The following is a 21,595-nucleotide window of genomic DNA, read 5'->3' as shown; positions in this document are numbered from 1 at the left end:
AAAACTGACGCCCAATTTTAAAACCGGATTTTTTGGTTTACTCTTACCGTTTTAGAAAACTGACGCCCAATTTTAAAACCGGATTCCGTTTGAAGAAACTTCAAATCTACGGTACCATTCAGACTATATTCATTGGTATACGTTACAGTCTCTGAATATTCACAAGTTCCTCCTTCCACTTTACTCTTACAGACGTGCTTAAGTTCCCCACGACCTTGCAAGAATTGAGTTTTTCCTTTATTAACCCGTTTTTCAGTGCTATTTCTTTGCGAAATACGGTTAGACTGTGGGTTAGCTTTAGAAGAGTTGACATTAACTAAAGTTAAACCAAAGACAGTAGATACAGTAATGGTAGAAACAGCGATCGCAGATGATATGATCTTATTCATGTCAATTCCTCTGTTTAAATAACGTACAAATCTTAATTTTCAGAGATGCCTATTTGATTATTTGATTTTGATAAATCCAGCGTTTTCAATCAGTTCTTGACCCTGATCTGTTAATAACCAACCTGCATAAGCTTTTCCAGCTTGTTCTTCTGATTGACCGTTTTGTTTTATAATCACAAACAAATTGCGGGTGATGGGATAATTTCCATTTCGGAAATCGTCATAGTTAAGTTTGTTACGCCTCTGGGGACATTTGGGTTTTGGTATTACGGGTAATTTATATGGTGGTACCAATGAGGTCTTTATCTGTCCAATTGGCAGGGATTTAATAGTACATTGACTGACAATCTCTGAAGCGGAAGCGTAGTAAATTCCGCCAGGATTACTGGCTATTTCTCTGATGGCTTCCGTAGTTGTACCAATGTAACGAACGTTGTTACCAAATTTATCTTTGTTAAGAACATATTCAATAAAAAAATCTGCCGTACCACTAGCCTCTTGATCACGAGATAAGGGGACAATAGGTAAATCTGGACCACCTAATTCTTTCCAGTTGCTAATCCTACCAGTATAAATATCTTTGAGTTGGGTAATGGTTAATCCAGGAATATTTAAGTTATCATTGACTCCGACCGCAATGGCATCAATTGCTACGGAAATTGCTTTTAAACTAAAACCTTTTTGTTTAGCTTGGATGTTTTCCTCTCGTCTGAAAGAACGAGAAGATTGAATAAAAGCCATTTGATCGTCTATCAGCATTTTAATCCCAGTTACGGAACCTGGGTCACTAGAAGGTGGTTGTATGTAGCGTAAAACAAACTGAGGACAAACTCTTTGCAGTACAGAATCTACTTTTAGGCGAATAGGAGCCCAGCTTGTACTACCACCATAATTAAAAATCCCTTGGGGAATATTGGAGACATCACAATTGTTTTTATGAACAACATTAAACGGTTCTTGAAATTTAGGTAACGGTTTTGCTTGGGACGGTAGTATATTGACATCTAATGTACCCAACAAAATACTAGATACGGTAATGGCAGAAACAGCGATCGCAGATGATATGATCTTATTCATGTCAATTCCCCCGTTTAAATAACGTACAAATTGTTATTGGGAGTAAATGTAGATAAATATGAAATTCACTACCCAACACACAATAAATTACAATAGTTTTCAAACATACTGACTTTAATACGCCCAAAAGAGGATGTCAAGACCTCAAAAGTATGTAAAAACGTGAAAAAGTCTCTAAAAGTAATATTCTGTCACCCATAAAAATCTTTACAAACGCTATTAGTCAAAAATTTATCTCTTACACCAAACCCGCGAAGGCGGGTTTTGTCTGTGTAGCCGTGACTTCCAGTCGCCAGGCTAACAAGTTTCCAACCAGCGCAGATGGGTTTTGTCTGTGTAGTCTCCCCAGAAGATGTATTAAAAGCATGATAGAATATCAAAAAGTCTTGACTTGAAGGGGGGGAGTAGTGTTAAATATTGAACAGATAATTGAAATTGCAGATAACCAAGTCTTTGAGCATCAAGGACAGCATCTCAATGATTTACAAAGAGCTATCCTGGAAGGGACACTACAGGGTAGAACTTACGCAGATATCGCCAAAGAACAGCACCACAGCGAAAAATATATCAAGGATAGCGCCAGTAAACTGTGGAAATCCTTATCTCAAGCAGTTGGGAAAAAAGTTAATAAATTTAACGTCAAGTCAACTTTAGGTAGATGTACTTTCTCTTCAAAAGGTAGATGTAGTTTCTCTTCAACTAATATTTTCACAATCAATAGTGGTAATCTATTTAAAGAATCTGCACCATCACCAGAAAATCATGAAATTATCCATAAACAAGAACAGATAACCTCTCATCTAGATTTAAAAGATGCACCTGAAATCGGTGATTTTTATGGACGCAAAGTAGAATTATCATTACTACAACAAAAAATCCTCCAAGGAAAATGTAATTTAATAACCTTACTGGGTATTAAAGGTATTGGAAAAACTGCTTTAGCTTTAAAATTAGTTGATCATATCAAAGAAAATTTTGAGTTCGTTATTTATAAAAGTTTAAAATCTCTACCCAGTTTAACACAACTAATCACAGAGACAATTTACCCTCATGATCAGCTTATTCCAGATAATTCACCTCATCAACTTTCACAATTTAAAAAAGCCATAGAAAAACACTCTTATCTGATTATCATTGACGATGTTAACTATATTTTTTCAAAGCATCAAGTATCAGGTAAATATCAACCAGGATATGAAGCATACGGGAATCTATTTAAATTATTATCAACAACCAAACATCGAAGTTGTCTAATTATTAATAGTAGTGAGGAAATTCGTGAATTATCGCTCCCTAGATCCCCGACTTCTTTGAGAAGTCGGGGATCTAAATGGGATCTAAATTAAATTGTATCTGGATCAATATTTAATTCTCGCAACTTTGCTGCTAACCGTTGAGCTTTTTCATCAAACATTGTTGCTCTTTGAGCTTCAATTGCTGCTCTTTGTGCTTCAAATTCTGCACTTTCTTCCGGTGTGGGAACTAAAACTCCATCTGGTGTAAAATACCTTAATAAACCCTGAACAATTCCTAAATATAAACCCAGTTCTTGACTCCATAAATGTCCCTTTTCATTCGGTTCTACAACTTGATATTTACCATGTATTAAATAAAAACCTGCAAATTCTAAAGTATAGGGATCAAACCAAAAATACTCAGGTGTGCGGAAAATATCTTGATAAAGTTCTTTTTTAGTTTCTCTGTCAGTTTTCGCTGTAGTTGGTGAAATAATTTCCACAATCAGGTTAGGATATTTACCATTTTCTTCCCACACCACCCAACTTTTTCTAGTTTTTCTTTCTGTTGCTAACACCACGAAAAAATCTGGACCTCTAACATCTTTTGATTTCTTTTGATGGGGACTATAGTAAATACTGAGATTTCCGACAGCATAAAAATCATTTCTCTCTTTCCACAACCATTTGAGAGATTTTATTAAGAGCATTATTTGTTCGAGATGCAGTTCTGTTTCCACGGGAGGTTCATCACTATATAAGTCACTGGGTGGGAAAATTATCTCTTCTGATATATCTTCTAAGGTGTTAGATGGGGATTCTGGCGCTTGAGTAATCATCATGATATGATATCAAGTAGTTATTTGTTGATTATAACATGACTCTGAAAATGTTAAGTTATACCTACACAACACCAAAAACATTTCTAATTATGTTTATGAAAATGTTACGATATCACTGGTAGTAGAGGAGGAAAACAAATGAAAAAAGCATTGATGATCAAAATACTCATTTCATCCCTAACTTGCTTAAATATATTTACTCCTCATCAGGTTGCGGCTCAACTTTTACCACAACCTTGGGTGACGGTGGGAAGTAAAGATAGTGAAGTTACTTATGGTGCGGGTGTTAAGGTTTTAGGTTTTGGTGTTGAAGTAGGAACGGGTCCTCAAGGTGCTATGGGAGCAGATTTTTTAAAATTCTTGAGTTTACCATTTATTTCACCTTATGTCGGAATTGGTTGGTATTCGGAAGATGAAGGAGTGGCTGTTTCTGGTGGTGTACAAGTAGTCACTAGCGATCATGTTTTTGTGGGTGCTGGTTACAATTCTGTGCGAGGAGTTAATGGTCAAATCGGTGTGAAATTTTAGTGAATATTTGGATTTTTTAATTCTTTTTTTCAATTCCCTTGTCGTCCGTTAAGCCTTCTATTTCTTCTTCAGTAAAAATAGGAGGCCATAATTCAGAAACAGCTAATTCCCAACCCGGAAAAAGTTCTGGTAAAGTTAAAATATCGCCATTATGAAAAACTATTGGTTCACCTTGAGAACGATAAACTGTTACTGTTTCTTCATCAGGATCAATTAAAATTCCAATAATTGCACCTAATTTGATCAAGTTGAGAATCTTATTTTTTAATGTTTTAATTCTATCACTTTGAGATTTAATTTCTACTACTAAATCTGGTACAAGTTCGCCAAAATAGCGGGGACTTTGACGCAGACGTACAGCCCGAACAAAAGAAACATCCGGTGCGGTGAGGTTGCTATCAGGTAAAATAAAACCACCAGCAGAATCAAATACTCTTCCTAAGCGACGAGGATTTACCCAAGCGAAGAGAAAAGCAATTAAACGACTGCTAATTTCACTAGATACAATATCTGATGGACCCACAATAGAAATTCTCCCGTTTGTTAATTCAACATCGTAATCTAAACCAGCTTCACTAAAAGCAGTTTGAACTTGTTCTACATCTTTCAGGGTCATGATTGACATAAATTTATGCTCCTTGTTATAAATGTCAGTTATTAATATTTTAAACCATTTGTCAGAATCAGGATATCCAGGATTTTAGGATTTACAGGATGTAATTGATTATTTTTTTGATTTTTTCAAATTATGTTGGGTTGCGCTGTTGCTTAACCCAACCTACCGACTAAAAATTTTATCCTTTGTGCTTTCAACGCTCGTTTGTTAAAATCAGGACTTACGCAAAATATCTCTCAAACCCTCATTTCTCTGTGTTCTCTGTTGTTATGGATATTAATACTAAAAAACACCTAAAACACCTGATATAACTAGGTTTTGCTAAAAAAGAATCAAAAATTTAATAAGAATATGATTTCTGATTATTGAATCCCTTACTATGTAAGGACTTAACCTGATATCAAGTATTAATTTTCTCTAACTAGTCTAGGAGAGCCATTTAGTCTAGAAAATCAAAGCAAAAAAAGTTATTCAATTTTACCAAACCACCAAACATCAAAAATTAATAACTTAATAAAACCTGGAAAAGTCACCCTTTCACCACTTGCAGTTATCCATAAACAATGTTATAATAGAACATAATAAAATCAATTTAGGCTAAAAACTGAAATATCAAAATTGCCCAACTAAAAAACCTCCCAAAAAACCTTAAACTAACGCACCTTTCCAGCAACATAATCAAGTTCGGAGTAATCCCAAGAGTGCATTTGACGGAAAGGAAGACCCATCTTTTGGAAGACATACTTCTCTTTCACACCGGAAGCAACTAAGTCTGGCTTCAATGCTTTGATGAATTCTTCAAATTCGTAAGCGGTAACGTCGTCATAAACGATAGTTCCGTTTTCGATGTAGTGAGTAGTCCGTTTATAGTCGTCACTGTGAGCGAACTCATAACCAGTACCAATCATCTTCATTCCCAAATCTTGGAAAGCGGGAACAACGTGACGGGGACGTAAACCACCAACCATCATTGCAACTGTCTTACCTTCCAAACGGGGGCGATATTGCTTAACGATCGCATCCATAGTAGGTTGGTACTTAGCAATTACTTTCTCAGCATTTGCTTGAATTTTGGCATCAAACTTAGAGGCGATTTCACGTAAAGATGCAGCAATCTTGGTAGGACCAAAGAAATTATATTCTAACCAGGGAAGATAAATCGGCAGTTGCTATAACCCTTTCACAGCGATAGTTTTGATTTGCAGATATTTTTGTGGCTTACTTTTAGCTTAAAACTTGATTATTTTTTATCAAAAACCATGATTTCATCAGCATTGCATCAATCCACGTCGCGGCTTAATTTGCTTACAGAAGCCAAAGAATTGTTACAACAGTTAAAAAACATATTCATCCGTAACATCTTTTATGTTTCCGAGTAAAATTTGACAGCATAGATAATTTTCAAAAATTGAATGTAGTAAAACATTGTCTGATGGTAGCCAGATTTGAAGAAAATATCAAGGTCTTGTCCAAACAGGAAGATGTAGTGGTGGTCAAGCTAAATGAGATAATTTCCGAGTCACGGCAAACAGATAATAAAGATGGCGGAACTGGAAATGTGGTAGTTACTATTTTACGTTGGTCACTGTTCCCGGAGTGCGATCGCTTTTTTCATTCTCATTAAGCATCTGTACTATTGAGAATCAAAAACAACAACTCAAAACCCACAGACAGCCCATGTTCGACATCCTACAGCGATTTCCAATCATATAAGGTACATCTTAGCCCCCTCATCGCTTGCGGGGAGGGGGTTGGGGGTGGGGTTCTTGTTCCGGGTTTGATGACAATTTGCTGTAACATTATTGCAATGCCTCCTACCAGAAATAAAAGTTTCCAAATTGCGCCACGATACAGCGTTATATCCTTGGGCAAATCACGAGGTTGATGAAAGATGGGATCATCCACTCCGTATTCACTTGTGATTTTTTGAGTTAATGGGGACTCAACAACTCAGACACTTGACGACGTGCCAACGTCAACTTATAGAACTCAATCTCAGCCCTCAACCGCGCGTTTTCCTCTCTCAAAGCCTCAATATCATCTTGCTTATTAACAGCCATCTTGATCACCTTTTTGCGATTATCAAGACTAAACCACTTCTGATAAATCTCAGTGTGAATCTCCACTGAATGCCCCAAATTATCAGCAGCCGCTTTAATAGGAACTCCCATAATATGCGCCCTAATCGCCCAAGCATGGCGTAAATCATAGGGAGTAAATGGAATAGTTACCCGCCTAAACCACGATGAACAATTAACTCGAATAGTATTAATATCTGAAAAACTGCTTCTATCATCAGTTTGATTTTTCAGTAGTCGCAAAAACTCAGGATTCTTTAAATCAAATAATTCCACCCAGTCAGGATGTAGGGGTAAAGCTTCTCTATATCCTGTCTTAGTGTCTGGGTGAACCTTCCAAGTATTATCTTTATTTTCGGAACTCAACCACCAATCAATATTAGGGTTTACAAATAATTCTCTAGGACGTAACCCGTATGTAGCAAGCATTCCATACACCCACTGCCACATCTTCCAGCTATCCAAACAACTTTTCTTAATAGATGGTTTTCGAGATTGGGAGTAGTTTAAAAAATTCTGAAAAAACTTAACCACATCCTCATCACTGGGAATATCCCTAGCTTGAGGTTGTGGTTTTTTAATTTTGATGTTTTCTAGACTGAACGTAGTTAAATTTAAAGTATTCCTGAAAACCTTCAGGGTTTTAACAGCATTTTGTTTAGCGTGTTCATTCTGTAAATTTGTAATTACTAAATCTATGGATGCTTGGTCAAGTGCGGTATCTAGTCCAACGTAGCGTTTCAGGTAGTCCAGATAGTAAGAAAATGTGTGTTTGCTTTTTTCTGTCAACTTGTGAGTTCTAAAATATTGTGTTTCAAAATCCTTGAGAGTTTCACCAACAGTTTTGAGATTTTCAGATTTTGACAACTTACCTAAATATTTATCAGTCCACTCAAAGGTTTTTCTGGCGATCGCCTTTCCTAATTCCTGCGCTTCCTCTTCGGCAGTCCGTAAACCATCCAAATTAGCGGGGATACTCAGGGAAATTTTGTACTGCTTGTATCCAGTCCCCTTGGTATCTCTGTCACCGGGCTTGATTGGTAAAGATGCCTGGAGTTGAATAGTTCCGTTACTCACCACCAAACCAACTTTTACCTTCCCTGCCTTGAGCCGGGACTTAACTTTTACCAATTCTTGTTCAAACTTTTTCTCAAGGTGTTGGCGTGTTGCTGACATCTGCTTAATGTTTCCTCTATAAGAGCCATCAGTAGATGCAGGTGGGGTGTAGTCCTCAAAAATGCCCTGATCAGAGATTTCCATCGTGTCTTAAATTTGGCTTAAAATTTGCCCCAATTCTGTCAGTTAAAAACATTGTTTAATTTAAGCAAAGTTATAGCTGGACTAAATTGGGGTTGATAGCCAAATTAAATCATAGTTTGGACAGGGAATACCATAGGCTTCTTCCATGTGACGGCTGATGTAGTTCATCGAGCGGTAACAGTGGATGAGGTTCATCTTCACATTTGGTGTCATCAACATTTCGTTGATTGTACCGTCACCAGACCATTGAGCCACAACGCGCAAACCGATTTCTTCTAAAAGGATACGGCTGGCCCAAGCGTCACCACCGATGTTGTAGTCACCAATAATGGCTACGTCATAAGGAGTGCCTTCAAATTTCAATGTACCGTCTTTCTTGCCTTGATCTGCTTTGGGGAATACCCAGTCACGAATCATGTCGTTAGCGATGTGGTGTCCTAAGGACTGAGACACACCACGGAAACCTTCGCAACGGACAGGAATAACTGGCTTACCGATGGTTTTGGATGTCTTTCTAGCTACTGCTTCGATGTCATCCCCAATCAAACCGATAGGACATTCAGATTGAATAGAAACCCCACGATTTAAGGGGAATAATACATCTAATTCTTCAATTAATTTAGTCAGTTTCTTGTCACCACCAAACACGATATCGCGTTCTTGGAAGTCGGAGGTGAAGTGCATAGTACCGAAGGTATCAACACCTGTTGTACCTAAGTAGTAGTTACGACGACCAGACCAAGACCAGTAACCGCAACCAACAGGACCGTGACTGATGTGGATCATGTCCTTGATAGGACCCCAAACCACACCTTTAGAACCTGCGTAAGCACAACCACGAGCGGTCATTACACCGGGTAAGGATTTGATGTTAGATTTAACACCACAATCAGCCTTACCTTCTTCAAATACGTTTAAATGCTTTTCACGCTTCTTAGCAGCTTTTTCGGGGTAAGCTTTGAGAACTTCTTTAACTAGTTCTTTTCTTTGTTCAACAATCTTCTTGTCATCTGGAGGAGTCATTTTTAGTCTCTCTTGCTCCTAAAGGAACGGAATTAGGGATGAGGTGTTTGGGGACATGAAGTCCCCTGTAGCGATAGGGGAAATGTTGGTCAAAGGTGAGAGCTTTTGATGTGCTGCTCTCTGCCTTTTTCCTGGTGCGAGAAAATTCTTTCTTGGCAGCGAATTATACTGAATTATGCTTTAGCAATCAATTTTGCAGCATTTTCTTCGCTTTCAAGAATACCGAACTCAATCAACAATTCTTCCAACTCTTCCATTTCGATAGGTGTAGGGATGGTGAGGTTGGTGTTGTTGATGATTTTCTTAGCCAGTGCGCGGTATTCGTTAGCTTGTTTGCTTTCGGGTGCATACTCGTTCACTGTCATCCGACGTAATTCAGCGTGTTGAACTATGTTGTCGCGGGGAACGTAGTGAATCATTTGAGTGTTCAAACGTGCAGCCAAGGTTTCGATCAATTCGATTTCTCGGTCTGTGTTACGGCTGTTACAGATCAAACCACCTAAACGAACTCCACCGGAGTGAGCATATTTAAGTACACCACGAGCAATGTTGTTTGCAGCGTACATCGCCATCATTTCACCTGATGTAACGATGTAGATTTCTTGTGCTTTACCTTCACGGATAGGCATAGCAAAACCACCGCATACAACGTCACCCAATACGTCGTAAGATACGAAATCTAAGTCTGTGTAAGCACCGTTTTCTTCTAGGAAGTTAATAGCGGTGATAATACCACGACCGGCGCAACCTACACCGGGTTCTGGACCACCGGATTCCACGCATTTAACGTCGCGGAAACCTTTGAGCATTACTTCATGAAGTTCTAGGTCTTCAACAGATCCTCTTTCAGCAGCCAAGTGAAGAACGGTGGTTTGAGCCTTAGAGTGAAGCATCAAACGGGTAGAGTTATATTAATAATGTGGGCAGTATGAAGAATAATCATGAAAGCAGGTTATGTGAGGGTTTCCACCCGTGAACAGGATGAAGGTAATGCTTTGGAACAACAAACAGCACGAGTAGAAAGGGCAGGTGCTATTGTCATCTTCTCGGATGTTGAGTCCGGGCGCAGCGATCAGAGGAAAGAATTTAATAAAATGATTGCTCAGTGCAAACAGGGCAAGATCACCGAAGTCATCTGCACGAGAATTGACCGACTAGGACGCAGCGTGGTGGGGATTCACAAAGCGATCGCTATCTTTGAGGAGTATAAGGTCAAACTCACGGTTTTGGATGCCCCCGTTGACCCATCTTCCCCCTTTGGGTGGTTTTCTGTGAATCAGATGGCTGGATTGGCGGAATTTGAATCTAGGCTACTTGCGAATCGCATCAAAAATGGCATGAACTTTTTTCGGGAGCAGAAAAAGGCTTCTCCCCGTCCACCTTTTGGCTATTGTCGTGTGGCTGAAAAGTATGCTCCTGATTTATCTGAGATGAATGGAATTACTAAATGGGCGATCGCTCACAAGATGATTGAATATTTCCTTGGTGATGGGGCTACATTGAGGAGTACGGCCCAATATTTACTGCAAACTTATCATCTCAAGTGGACTGCGGCCGGACTGCGTTACTGGCTTTTAAACCCCGTACTCAGGGGCTGTACCGCCTATAATATCAAAGGCAATTTAAACCAACCTGAAAACTGGGATATTCATGAAGATACTCACCAACCCTTAATTAGTGAAAATATATTCAAACGCATAGTTGGAAAACTTGAGGAGAATAAATCTAAATACAGCTACGGTAGGGACAAAAAGGAAACAGAGATTTTCCCACTAGCGGGGCAGATTATTTGCGCTGAGTGCGGTTACAAATGCTTTTGTAAGAAACGAAACTCGACATATAGAGTCCGCTGCAAAAAACATGAAAATATGGGAAATGATTTCTGTGGCAATAAAATTAGTACCTATCTACCAAATATTATTTTGGCGGTAGATCAAACCTTAGTAGATCGCCACAGGGAAATTCAGGAATATGCAATTACAAATTCAAATATTGAGGCAGAAGATAGCCCGGAATTGACTGCTAGGAAGGAGCAACTAAAAGCACTGAGACTTTTACCTAAAAACCCCATAATTCAAGATGCCATTGACCAAACAATTTTAGAGATCAATAAAATCAAACAAAAAGAAACCGTAGTTAACAAAATCAACAGGGAACTATTTGATATTCTTTCGTTTTGTTGTAGCAATATTAATTTTTGGGATGAAACACCCTGGGCTGATAAATCTTTAATATATAAAGAATTAATTGATTACGTAAAAGTTGCCAATGGTGAAATCAAAGAAGTCAAGCTACGGGTTTAAGCAGTCCTTGAAGTTCTACTTCAAATTCTTCCTCTGATAATAACATTAATCTCTTTCTGGTATAAGGATCTAAATACCGAATCCTATACCATTTTTTAGAGACACGAATCAATACTTGAGTCGCTGTTTCCTGCATATCATAATAGGTGAAGTCCTATAGCTACTTTAGCTATTTTTTGATATTTTTGTCTGTTGATAATGAACAGATTTGTTCCTAAACTAATAGGAAAAACCTGATTTTTATATAAACGTTATCATGTTTAACTTTAACTTCATAGCTTTGAAGTGAAATATCTAGGACTGTTAAACATTCACCTGTATTTAAATCATATTTAAATTCATGGGCCGAACAAGTAATAACTCCTTTTTCTACCCTACCTTTATCTAAAGGAAATCCCAAATGGGAACAACGATTCTGATAACAGCTAATATGATCATCTTGTTTATACAGAATCACGTCATGATTATTAACTCTAACTGCTAAAATCCGATTTTCAATTATTTCATCTAATGTGGCCACTTTTACCCAATAAAAATCTAAAGAATTAGCATTATCATTAGTAGAAGTAGGGGAATTATGATTAACAGCAACTACCTTTGTAATTTCTGGACAATGTTTTTTAATTGCTTGTTCTACTCCTTGAGTTAAAGTGAGAGTAGAAGTAGTGCAATTACTACAACTACCAATTAATTTAACTTCAACTGTATCCGGTAGTTTAATTGCTACTAATTCTACATCTCCTTGATGACTTTGTAAACTGGGACGAACTTCTGCTAATGCTGTTTGGATACGTTCTGATAATGGCGGTTTAACTAAATTGTGATATAAGAAAACTGCATAGACAATTTCATCATCTACGGCTTGACGCAAAGCTGATATATTATCTTGTTTAAGACTTTTAATTAAGTTAGTTAGTGCTGCTTTATGTAGAGATTCAATTGCTCTTTGTAACCCCACAGCTACACAACGTTGACTTTCATCCCAGTTAGCAATAATCGCTTCAAAACGATTGATATCTGTAATCAATTCTTCAAGATTATTCATTATTTTTATGGATTTACCTGGGGTTAATTGGTTATTTTGAAATTAGTTTAGGGCGCAGGCCCCGCGCCCCTACGGATTTACTTAGAGAGATTGTTAAAACCTCATTTCATTTTAAAATCTTGCAAGAGAAAGGGCATAATTGCACCTGTCGTTAAACTAGCTACACTAATGGGAATACAGAGGGGAATTGATGCTTGTGCTAATAATACTAATATAGCCGTGCCAATACTACTAGCAATTATGGTTTGACGCAGAAAATATATGGGGTCACGGAATAGTTTACCCTTGAGAAATAATTTAACGGAAAACCAACTTAATTCTAACATATATGCTCCTAATGATTAGCTAATAAGTTTAGGATAAATAACCCTAAAATTACCGCAGGAATTACTCCTGCTGGTGCAAATAAACTACCAATTGTGGCTGCAAATTGATATCCTATATCTTTACCCGCAAGGATAATTCCGCCAATTGCACCACCAATCATTGATAAAATTGCGGCGATGATTAACCAAGTAAATTCTGTGGTAAAATCTAATTCTGTATTTAAACTATGCAAAAATTTGACCACTCCCGGATCATTAACTAAATCAAACATGATTATTCTCCTATTTTGGGTCTAATTTAAGGCAAATGCTTGAATTTCCGCGGTTAAATCTTGTAGGGCTTTAGCTACTATTTCGGCTTGTTGTAATTGCTTATGTTCTGTAAATATTCGCCAAGCTTCTTGATAGTATTCTTCTGCTTTTAAGAGATTTTGAGGATTTCCTAATTCTGGTTTTTCGAGGTTGTCGGGTAAGTTGAAGAGAAGGTTAGCTTTGTTAGAAATTGTATTAGCATATTCTAAGGGTGTATCTTGAAGATTACGCACTTTTAAAGCTTCATCATAAGCTAAAACAGCGCGTAAATTATTTTCCACAGGATGGGAACTCACTAAATATTGTAAGGCATTTCCTAAATTATTTTGCAACATTGCATATTCTTTAGGATGGTCAATTATGTTAATATGTTTGAGGGCGATTTCAAAGGACTGGACTGCTAAACCTTGACGCAAAGATTCTTGTGCCGATGACATGGGCATGGAAAGATAGGCGATCGCTATGTTATTATACAAAATCGCATATTCCTGGGGGTAATCTTCCCAAGTAAACACCCGCAAAGCCTCATGATAAGCATGAATACTCTCAGTTATCCGCCCTAAATTTTCGGGAACAAGAGATTGTAAAACCAATCCCAAATTCATCTGCACTGCGGCTACCTCTGCCGCTGGGGCAAATTGTTGTAAAATGGGCAAAGCTTCCTCATAATCTGCCCGTGCTTGTTGCAAAAGTTGGGAATCACCATCAGGAATCATCTGTAATGTCCCTGCAATGCCCACTTTAGCCCGTGCTTTCAGTAAAAGATACTCCTCCCCACACATCTGATATGCACGCTCAAATAGCCCGATTGCATTGTGTAAATCTTGGGCTGTTTTCGGTTTTTTTTGAAACCCTGTGCCAATTTCTATCAGCATTTGGATTTTTTCTTCTGTTGTTACTGACTCCAAAGATATGGACGCAATAGCAGCTTTTACCGCTGAATCTGTCATACTAGATATCATAATTGGTTTGGGGAATGGGGTCATCAATACCCATACAATGGGATTATTAACTAAGCTAATTTACGCAGTTTTCAAATTTATATAGATTCCTGGATTTATTATAGTTTCATCACTAATTTTCAAAAGACAAGCAGTAGTATTCTGCACTTTTATGATCAATTTCTAAGCTCAAAGCAATAGCATCAATATCCCCCACTATAAAATATTTGTTTGATGAAAATCTAGAGTATATTTACCAATATTAAAATATTAGTCTCAGTTAAAAATAAGGGTTCTTCGGTACTTGTTATACTAACCCGATAAGTTGAGAATAGGGAATAGTTGTGGGTGCGGAAGTCGCAACAAGATACCGGGAATCAATATTCATAATATTTGTATTCTAAGAGGTTGTTTGAAAAGTATTAGATGAAACTAGTACCGCAAGGCGGAAGTCAAAAGTCAAAAGTCAAAAGTCAAAACGAAGACAGTATAGGCTTTTTAACGATTTAGAATGGTTGGTTTATTTACGCCGTGTTGTAAGCTGTTACGCAGCTAAATTTGATAACCATAATTTACTTGAACTTTGTAGTGCGGGCATCTTGCCCGCTAGAATTATACAAACTAAATGCACAACAGCTTACTAGTAATTTCCAAAAACCTAACCCCCCAGCCCCCCTTCCCTGCCAGGGAATGGGGGTTTTAAAGCCTCTCCCCGCCTCGGGGAGAGGTTTGGAGAGGGGTTTATTTATACATTAAAAACTTTTAAAACATCCTCTAAGTAGGTGAACATTAAAAATTATTGTTATGACAAGAGAACAGGGAAAAGGTTTTGGGTAAAAAATTTTCGGGTTACTTAGTCATCTTTAGACGCTATCTGCAAAGAAGCAAGGTACAGGTGAACCCTCTGGGTCTAAATAATGTCCATATTATTAAAACAGGTAGAGTCAGCTTTAGGATCGCAACCGACGATCATGATGCGTTGACCCATTTCAGCCATAGCGGCCAAAGTATTTTGAGAAGTGGTAGATTTACCGATACCGCCCTTGCCGTAGAAAGCTATCTGTCTAATTTTTTCTTCAGTCATTGTTCGTGTTTCCTAGAATTAGTTGATTGGTGGTTTTGTCTGTTGGTTCTCACGGCCAAAGTTCTACGGCGGTGAGCGTGTGTAGAACGTCGCTATTTATGGAGGCGATCGCTCTACGGAAAATCTAGTGGTGTTCATAGTAATTGGGTTGTAAGAATAATTGGTTAATGGGCGTTGAAACCCCGGGGCGTTGAAACCCCGGGGCGGGGAGACCCCGGGGCGGGGAGACCCCGGGGCGGGGAGACCCCGGGGCGGGGAGACCCCGCCCCTACACTGCTTCGACAATAATTTCTTTGCTGATGCGATCGCGTAATCTCGCTTCAATCGCAATCTTTAAAGTGGCTGTGCTGCTAGAACATGAACCGCAAGCACCTTTAAGAATGACTTTAATTTTATCGCCTTCGACATCATAAAGTTCCACATCTCCCCCGTCGGCGATTAAAACAGGTCGGACTTCTTCATCTAATACTTTTTGAATCAGAGCAATTTTTTGAACTGTAGTTAATGGTCTTTGTGGCTCTGAACTAGGAATTTCTGTTTTAGCTTTCGCCTTGTAGCTGTAGAGATTTTTGTTGGCGGCTTCCTGCTTTACTTCCCTTATTATATCATCAATCTTCGTTAAACAAGAACCGCATCCGCCACCAGCTTTTACATAATTTGTTACTTGCTCTGCACTGAAGAGATTGTTTTGTGCAACTGCTTTCTTGATCTTAGCATCAGTGATTCCGAAACAGCTACAGATGAGGACACCTTCTTCATCGTCATGTGCCTCTAGAGGAATGCCACGATAATTATAAATGGCAGCTTCTAAAGCCTCTTGACCCATAACAGAACAGTGCATTTTCGCTTCAGGTAAACCACCTAAATAATCAGCGATTTCCTTATTTGTCACTCCTAAAGCTTCATCTAAAGTCAAACCTTTGACCATTTCAGTTAAAGCGCTCGAAGATGCGATCGCACTTGTACAACCAAAAGTTTGAAACCGAGCATCGAGAATTTTATCTGTTGCTTCTTCAACTTTCAAATGTAATCTTAAAGCATCACCACAAGCAATACTTCCTACTTCACCAGTTGCCACCTTCACACCAGCTTCGCCAGTTTCTTCAATTGCCCCTTGGTTTTTAGGATCGTAAAATAACTCTAATACTTTATCAGTGTAGTCCCACATAGTTAATTTTAGATTTTGGATTTTAGATTTTGGATTGGTGATTTGTCATTAGTTAGTAGTAAATGAAAACTGACCACTGACTAATGACTAACTACTAATGACTACTGACCATTGACTGTTGTTTTAACCAATCAGCATGATCATTCTTGAAGGGAGATAAAGCCCGAAGACGGTCAACAATTTCCGGCATTACGGCGATTACTTGATCAATTTCCGCCTCAGTTGTGTAGCGAGAAAGACTGAAGCGAATCGAACCATGTAAAGTAGTATAGGGCAAACCCATAGCTCGTAAAACATGAGAAGGTTCTAGAGAACCAGAAGTACAAGCAGAACCAGAGGAAGCGCAAATACCGTACTTATTTAAAGAAAGCAAAATGGCTTCACCTTCAATATATTTAAAACCGATATTTGTAGTATTTGGTAATCTATTTCTAGCATCACCATTTACTTCACAATCAGGAATTTTGGATAAAAGAGACTGTTCCAAGCGATCGCGCAACTTTGTTAATCTCTGAGTTACTTCCTCTAAATGTAACAGTTCTAATTCCGCAGCTTTTCCTAAAGCAATAATTCCGGGAACGTTCTCTGTACCTCCTCTCCGTCCTCGTTCTTGGTGTCCACCAACTAATAGAGGACGGAAACGAACCCCACGTCTTACATACAAAGCACCAATACCTTTAGGAGCATGAATTTTGTGACCAGATATAGTTAACATATCTATGGTGCTGGTCTTCATATTCAAGGGTACTTTACCTACCGCTTGCACTGCATCAACGTGGAAGAGAGCGCCGTATTCCTTAACCATAGCACCAATTTCTTCAATTGGAAAGATAGTGCCGGTTTCATTATTGGCATACATTACTGTCACCAAAGCAGTGTTACCAGTTAGAGAAGCTTCTAACTCACTCAAATCTATTTGTCCCTTAGCATTTACTGACAAATAAGTAACTTGATAACCTTTAGATTCTAATTGTTTGCAGACATTTAAAACTGCCGGATGTTCTACTTGGGAAGTGATGATGTGACGTTTTTCGGGTTGAGCTAATAACGCCGCATGAATAGCCGCATTATCACCCTCAGTTCCGCAACTGGTAAAAACAATTTCTGATTCTTCTGCTCCCAGCAAAGCAGCAACTTGTTCTCTAGCTTTTTTTACAGCCTTACCAAGTTGTCCACCAAAAGTGTGCATACTAGAAGGATTAGCATAATAGTCCGTCAAATAAGGCATCATTGCCTCAACAACTTGAGGATCTATTTTAGTGGTGGCATTATTATCAAGATAGATACAATTATTTTGCATGATTTTCTCTATAAAAGTATAAAGTGATAAAGAAGGAGTCAGGAGTCAGGATTATGGCTAACGCCACGCTATCAGGAGTTGGAATAAAGATAAAGATAAATATTCCCTATTCCCTATTCCCTATTCCCTATTCCCTATTCCCTATTCCCTATTCCCTGTTAACTGTCACCTGTCCCCTGTCCCCTGTCACCTATATAATTGCTTCTCCTTGCTGCTTTTGCAACTGTTCGGAAAACTTCTGAGAATAGGACTTATACCAATTTTCCCAGTAGTCTTGTTTATTGGTTAACTTTGCTAAAACACGGTGGTAATTAGCAAACCAACTTTCCCAATAATCACTAGGTTGTTTAACGCAACCATCAACAGTAGGACAACTGGCTTTACATTGAGGTACAGTGTGAATACTACCAGCGCAATTTGTGCAAAGTTTAGAGTCAATCCAATAATTACCGTCAACTTCTTGAATTGCACCGGTAGGACAAACAGATAAACACAACTTGCAGGAAATACACTGGCTAGTAATTTCGTAAGCCATGATTATTTACCTTTGTGGGAATTGGTGAAGAGGTAATAGGTAATAGGTGGTTGGTGATTGGTGATTGGAACAATATTACCTATGACCCATGACCTATTACCAATTACCCATTAGCCTGAACATATTGCTCGTAAAATTCTAAAGCAACCTTTTCAATTACATCATAGGCTTCAACAGTTTTTATTCCTGCTGCTTCTAATTTTTCCTTGGGACAATTGCCTATTTTTGATACCAAGACTGCTTTACAATCTGCGATCGCCTTCATTATATTATCTGCGGTAGCTTCTTCGCTGTAACCACCTTGACAATATTGATCAATCTTGCGGTGACTAACAAAACGGACTTCATTTCCATCAACTTCATAGACTTGAAATTCCTTCGCGTGTCCGAAGTGTTGGTTAACTAATCCACCACCTTTTGTGGCTACTGCAACTAATATTTTAGGACTATTAGCAGATTTTTTGCCAGTTGATGCTTTATCTTTGGCAGCCTTAATTTCTTCTCTAAATTTCTCAATCCCTTCGTGAACTTCTTGACGGGTTTCAAAGTTATATTCTGGAGCCATTTCCATGAACTTATCTTTAGTAAATTCTTGGCTACGGTCTTCTCCTAATAATCCTACCGCATCGGCTCGACACTGGCGACAGTGGCGCATCATTTTCATGTTACCAGAGCAATTGTCTTGGACTTCTTTCAGTTCTTTTCCTGTTGGTCCACGTTGACCAGTTAAACCAAAATGAGTCCCATGTTCTGGCGCAGAAATCAGCGGCATAATATTATGCAAGAATGCGCCTCTCTCCCGAATAGCCTGATTAACTTCTACCAAATGTTGATCATTAATTCCGGGAATCATCACGGAATTAACTTTGCATAAGATATCAGCTTCTTTGAGAGCTTGCAATCCTTCCAACTGTTTTTCTAGGAGAATTTTTGCTCCTTCTACCCCTCTGTAACGTTTGCGTTTATAGTGAACCCAAGAATAGATTTGTGCGCCTATTTCGGGGTCAATGGTATTAAGGGTAATAGTAACGTGATCTATATTTAATTGTTTGATGCGATCAATATGTTCTGTCAGCATCAAACCGTTTGTGGATAAGCACAATTTAATATCTGGTGCTTTGTCTGCAATTAATTCAAAAGTCCGAAAAGTTTTTTCTGGATTAGCTAAAGGATCACCAGGTCCAGCAATTCCCAACACAGTCATTTGGGGAATTTTTCCGGCAATTACTAACACTTTATGGGCAGCTTCTTCCGGTGTGAGTAATTCACTCACTACTCCCGGACGACTTTCGTTAGCGCAGTCATACTTGCGGTTACAATAGTTACATTGAATATTGCAGGCTGGAGCAACGGCAACGTGCATCCGTGCATAGTGATGATGAGCTTCTTCACTATAACAGGGGTGTTTAGAAATACGCTCTATGAGTTTTTCGTCCATTTCTGGAGTTGTGCTGCTGTCGCAACCACAATTACCAGATTTAGCGGGGATGATAAGGGAATCCTGATGGTCGGAGGTGAGAATATCTGTAGCAGGTAGTGTCATTGAATTTCGCTGTTGGAGGTGGACTTGAGAGCCACTGTGGGAGATGCTTTTACTACTGACAATATCTAAATTATTTTAGATATGGTGCTAATCTCATCCCTCCACTCACTTTTGACTGTTAACTTGGTTTTGTTAAGGAGCGTTAAGTGATTGGCGATAAATGATTTATAGCAGCCCTTTTTTTGCCCCCTTTGGTTTACACCAGGATAGAACTTATTGAATTTATTATGTTTGTACTCAAATCCTTAAATCCTTGCATTGCAACGATACAAAAGTTAAAAAACATTTTTTCGGGTTGGGGTGCGAGTATTTATAGTTAGGGGTACGAGTATTTATAGTTAGGGGTTCAGGATTTCTTTGTACTCATCTCAAACTCAATACCTGCAAGGGTTTTAGCTATATTTTTAGCGAATTTTCCTGATATTCGACTGTACTCAACTTTCCTACAACTTCTCCTGGAAACTCTTGTTCTTCAGAGATTTGAGGTGAAAAAACTGGAGTCAAATCGGCCCGATTACTCCAGATACGTGCGAAATTCAATTCTGTATACAACCTATCATTTTTTTTGGCGTAAAAATGCCATTTATATTTTTTTAAGTTTTTGATTATTCATGATATTCTTATAGCTGTGTTGCTTGCCATACAATAAATACAGCCTAATTACACCATCTATATTAATGCAGATATTTTGCAAAAGATTTAATTTTTTGATCATTATTCTTTGATGATATTGATAATTATGTTAGCCATGAACTTTCCCCCATCACTAGACTATAAATATAGTAAACAAAGCAAGTTACGAAAAATGTGATCAAAGCTATTAGACATCTCCAAAAAAGAATGTAGAGACGTTCCATGGAACGCCTCTACAAGGGTTCTAGGATACGCATATTTAATTTCTGGAGATGTCTATTGTTGTCGGGAGCATCCCAATTTTGCAGAAATAAGCTGGCGATTAGAAAGATGCCTCCGGCTCCCGTCAGGGATACACGGCTATACAAACAAAGTCCGCCTACGCGGACTAGGGAAATTTAAAACGTACGCAGGTGGGTTTTGCCTGTGTAGCCGTGACTTCCAGTCGCCTGGATTCTATATTTTGGGTAAATTTGCACATTTTTAGTTATTGATTAATTATTGATTTTTGACATTTTGTTACTTTCTGTTATATTTACAAAAGTGTCTGTTAGGTAATTCACAAAGTCGGCGTTGCTAAATTGAAGCATGAAATTCCCAAATTGAACCTTGAAAACTCTTACCTTTGCGCCTTTGCGTGAGACTAAAATTCATACCCTTAATCAGCAACTCCACAAAATCTAACTTGACAACATTACGAAGTAACATATTAGTTCTATTTAATAGAGGGTAAATGAATGAAGAAAAAGTTAAACATTGCGTTGCAGAAAACATCAAGTCTGGGGCTAATGTTACTACTCCCTATATTGGGAAATTTACTCTTTCTAGCTAATGCTAAGGCAGAGTTGAATAGTAGTCTGACAATTGAAGTAGAGGGACTCAAAAACAAATCTGGACAAATTTGTGCGACTATTTTTGATAAGAGTCAGGGATTTCCTCGTGATAGCAAAAATGCTTTACAATCCCAATGTATCAAGATCACAGAACTATCTCAAAAACTGACTTTCAATAACTTGAAAGCAGGTAGTTATGCTGTTGGATTAATTCATGATGCCAATGAAAATGGTAATCTTGATACTGGTGCTTTTGGTGCGCCCATAGAAGGTTTTGGGTTTTCTAACAATCCAGAGGTTTTCACTGGACCGCCTAAGTTTAATGATTCGGCTGTTGCTGTATCTAAAAATACTACTGATATTAAGATTAAGATGAAATATTTCTTTGGTTCTTGATTGATATAGCAATCGTTCATACCCAGATCCCCGACTTCTAACATTGATTTATTATTTACGGACAGAATGAATCAAAGAAGTCGGGGATCTTATTACAATTTTGTATCCCCATATACAGCAAACAAATC

General features: G+C 38.2%; 20 protein-coding genes and 4 pseudogenes. 5 read left to right on the top strand and 19 right to left on the bottom strand.

Going from position 1 to position 21,595, the window contains the following annotated elements; all coding sequences use genetic code 11:
* Positions 1-17 precede the first annotated feature (17 nt).
* Together PN471_RS11330 and PN471_RS11325 are read right to left on the bottom strand one after the other, a co-directional pair.
* Complete coding sequence (locus tag PN471_RS11330) at positions 18-389, bottom strand: hypothetical protein (RefSeq protein WP_271776930.1); 372 nt, start codon at positions 387-389, stop codon at positions 18-20.
* A 57-nt stretch (positions 390-446) separates the two neighbouring features.
* Positions 447-1,466: a substrate-binding domain-containing protein gene (locus PN471_RS11325; protein ID WP_271776929.1), complete on the bottom strand. Its 1,020-nt coding sequence runs from the start codon at positions 1,464-1,466 to the stop codon at positions 447-449.
* Positions 1,467-1,873: 407 nt separating this feature from the next.
* Between PN471_RS11325 and PN471_RS11320 the strand changes: the two genes are divergently transcribed.
* A complete protein-coding gene (locus tag PN471_RS11320) occupies positions 1,874-2,812 on the top strand; it encodes an NB-ARC domain-containing protein (protein WP_271776928.1) in 939 nt (312 codons plus the stop codon).
* Here PN471_RS11320 and PN471_RS11315 read toward each other — a convergent pair.
* Entirely contained in the window at positions 2,809-3,543 is a 735-nt protein-coding gene (locus PN471_RS11315; RefSeq protein WP_271776927.1) for a Uma2 family endonuclease, read from the bottom strand. The two genes, PN471_RS11320 and PN471_RS11315, sit on opposite strands and share 4 nt — an antisense overlap.
* 138 nt (positions 3,544-3,681) lie before the next feature.
* Here PN471_RS11315 and PN471_RS11310 point away from each other — a divergent pair, with 138 nt between their 5' ends.
* Entirely contained in the window at positions 3,682-4,071 is a 390-nt protein-coding gene (locus tag PN471_RS11310) for a hypothetical protein (RefSeq protein WP_271776926.1), read from the top strand.
* A 16-nt stretch (positions 4,072-4,087) separates the two neighbouring features.
* Here the strand turns inward: PN471_RS11310 and PN471_RS11305 are convergent, their stop codons facing one another.
* Both PN471_RS11305 and PN471_RS11300 read right to left on the bottom strand, forming a co-directional pair.
* On the bottom strand, positions 4,088-4,696 hold the full coding sequence (locus PN471_RS11305) for a Uma2 family endonuclease (RefSeq protein ID WP_271776925.1): 609 nt from the start codon (positions 4,694-4,696) through the stop codon (positions 4,088-4,090).
* A 644-nt stretch (positions 4,697-5,340) separates the two neighbouring features.
* Positions 5,341-5,841: pseudogene (locus PN471_RS11300) on the bottom strand (nitrogenase component 1); the annotation flags it as partial.
* Between the two features lie 254 nt (positions 5,842-6,095).
* Between PN471_RS11300 and PN471_RS11295 the strand changes: the two are divergent.
* Entirely contained in the window at positions 6,096-6,311 is a 216-nt protein-coding gene (locus PN471_RS11295) for a hypothetical protein (RefSeq protein ID WP_271776924.1), read from the top strand.
* A 307-nt stretch (positions 6,312-6,618) separates the two neighbouring features.
* Here PN471_RS11295 and PN471_RS11290 read toward each other — a convergent pair whose 3' ends face one another.
* The 3 genes and pseudogenes from PN471_RS11290 to nifH form a co-directional block, all read right to left on the bottom strand.
* Positions 6,619-8,025, bottom strand: coding sequence for a site-specific integrase (locus tag PN471_RS11290; protein WP_271776923.1), 1,407 nt, complete (start codon positions 8,023-8,025; stop codon positions 6,619-6,621).
* A 108-nt stretch (positions 8,026-8,133) separates the two neighbouring features.
* A pseudogene (locus tag PN471_RS11285) lies at positions 8,134-9,048 on the bottom strand (nitrogenase component 1); the annotation flags it as partial.
* Between the two features lie 173 nt (positions 9,049-9,221).
* Positions 9,222-9,956, bottom strand: a pseudogene (nifH, locus tag PN471_RS11280) (nitrogenase reductase); the annotation flags it as partial.
* 33 nt (positions 9,957-9,989) lie between these two features.
* On the opposite strand from nifH, the gene xisF reads away from it, so the two are divergent.
* Positions 9,990-11,351, top strand: coding sequence for a fdxN element excision recombinase XisF (gene xisF, locus PN471_RS11275; protein ID WP_271776922.1), 1,362 nt, complete (start codon positions 9,990-9,992; stop codon positions 11,349-11,351).
* On the opposite strand, the gene PN471_RS11270 is transcribed toward xisF, so the two are convergent.
* From PN471_RS11270 to PN471_RS11220, 11 genes and pseudogenes are all read right to left on the bottom strand, one after another.
* The gene (locus tag PN471_RS11270) at positions 11,335-11,487 is read right to left on the bottom strand and encodes a hypothetical protein (RefSeq protein WP_193896016.1); all 153 of its coding nucleotides are present in this window, start codon (positions 11,485-11,487) and stop codon (positions 11,335-11,337) included. The genes xisF and PN471_RS11270 overlap by 17 nt on opposite strands.
* 78 nt (positions 11,488-11,565) lie before the next feature.
* Entirely contained in the window at positions 11,566-12,396 is an 831-nt protein-coding gene (locus PN471_RS11265) for a NifU family protein (RefSeq protein WP_271776921.1), read from the bottom strand.
* A gap of 101 nt (positions 12,397-12,497) precedes the next feature.
* Positions 12,498-12,722: a hypothetical protein gene (locus PN471_RS11260; protein ID WP_271776920.1), complete on the bottom strand. Its 225-nt coding sequence runs from the start codon at positions 12,720-12,722 to the stop codon at positions 12,498-12,500.
* A gap of 8 nt (positions 12,723-12,730) precedes the next feature.
* On the bottom strand, positions 12,731-12,994 hold the full coding sequence (locus PN471_RS11255) for a hypothetical protein (protein ID WP_193896022.1): 264 nt from the start codon (positions 12,992-12,994) through the stop codon (positions 12,731-12,733).
* A 21-nt stretch (positions 12,995-13,015) separates the two neighbouring features.
* Positions 13,016-13,996, bottom strand: a complete 981-nt coding sequence (locus PN471_RS11250) for a hypothetical protein (RefSeq protein ID WP_193896024.1) — start codon at positions 13,994-13,996, stop codon at positions 13,016-13,018.
* A gap of 916 nt (positions 13,997-14,912) precedes the next feature.
* A pseudogene (locus tag PN471_RS11245) lies at positions 14,913-15,059 on the bottom strand (AAA family ATPase); the annotation flags it as partial.
* A 268-nt stretch (positions 15,060-15,327) separates the two neighbouring features.
* Positions 15,328-16,227 carry a Fe-S cluster assembly protein NifU gene (nifU, locus tag PN471_RS11240; RefSeq protein WP_193896026.1) on the bottom strand — a complete coding sequence of 300 codons (900 nt, stop codon included), beginning with the start codon at positions 16,225-16,227 and terminating at the stop codon, positions 15,328-15,330.
* A gap of 94 nt (positions 16,228-16,321) precedes the next feature.
* Positions 16,322-17,527 (bottom strand): cysteine desulfurase NifS, encoded by a 1,206-nt coding sequence (nifS, locus tag PN471_RS11235; protein ID WP_271776919.1) that lies wholly within the window; start codon positions 17,525-17,527, stop codon positions 16,322-16,324.
* A gap of 190 nt (positions 17,528-17,717) precedes the next feature.
* Positions 17,718-18,062, bottom strand: a complete 345-nt coding sequence (locus PN471_RS11230) for a DUF362 domain-containing protein (protein ID WP_193896030.1) — start codon at positions 18,060-18,062, stop codon at positions 17,718-17,720.
* 103 nt (positions 18,063-18,165) lie between these two features.
* Positions 18,166-19,605, bottom strand: a complete 1,440-nt coding sequence (gene nifB / locus PN471_RS11225; protein ID WP_193896032.1) for a nitrogenase cofactor biosynthesis protein NifB — start codon at positions 19,603-19,605, stop codon at positions 18,166-18,168.
* A gap of 1,209 nt (positions 19,606-20,814) precedes the next feature.
* Positions 20,815-20,946: a hypothetical protein gene (locus tag PN471_RS11220; protein ID WP_271776918.1), complete on the bottom strand. Its 132-nt coding sequence runs from the start codon at positions 20,944-20,946 to the stop codon at positions 20,815-20,817.
* Between the two features lie 80 nt (positions 20,947-21,026).
* On the opposite strand from PN471_RS11220, the gene PN471_RS11215 reads away from it, so the two are divergent.
* Positions 21,027-21,467 (top strand): DUF2141 domain-containing protein, encoded by a 441-nt coding sequence (locus PN471_RS11215; protein WP_271776917.1) that lies wholly within the window; start codon positions 21,027-21,029, stop codon positions 21,465-21,467.
* Positions 21,468-21,595 lie beyond the last annotated feature (128 nt).

This window comes from Aphanizomenon sp. CS-733/32 (assembly GCF_028330045.1).
Lineage (GTDB): Bacteria > Cyanobacteriota > Cyanobacteriia > Cyanobacteriales > Nostocaceae > Dolichospermum > Dolichospermum gracile.
Note: the sequence above shows the minus strand (reverse complement) of the source record. Positions and strands in the feature narration are given on the sequence as shown.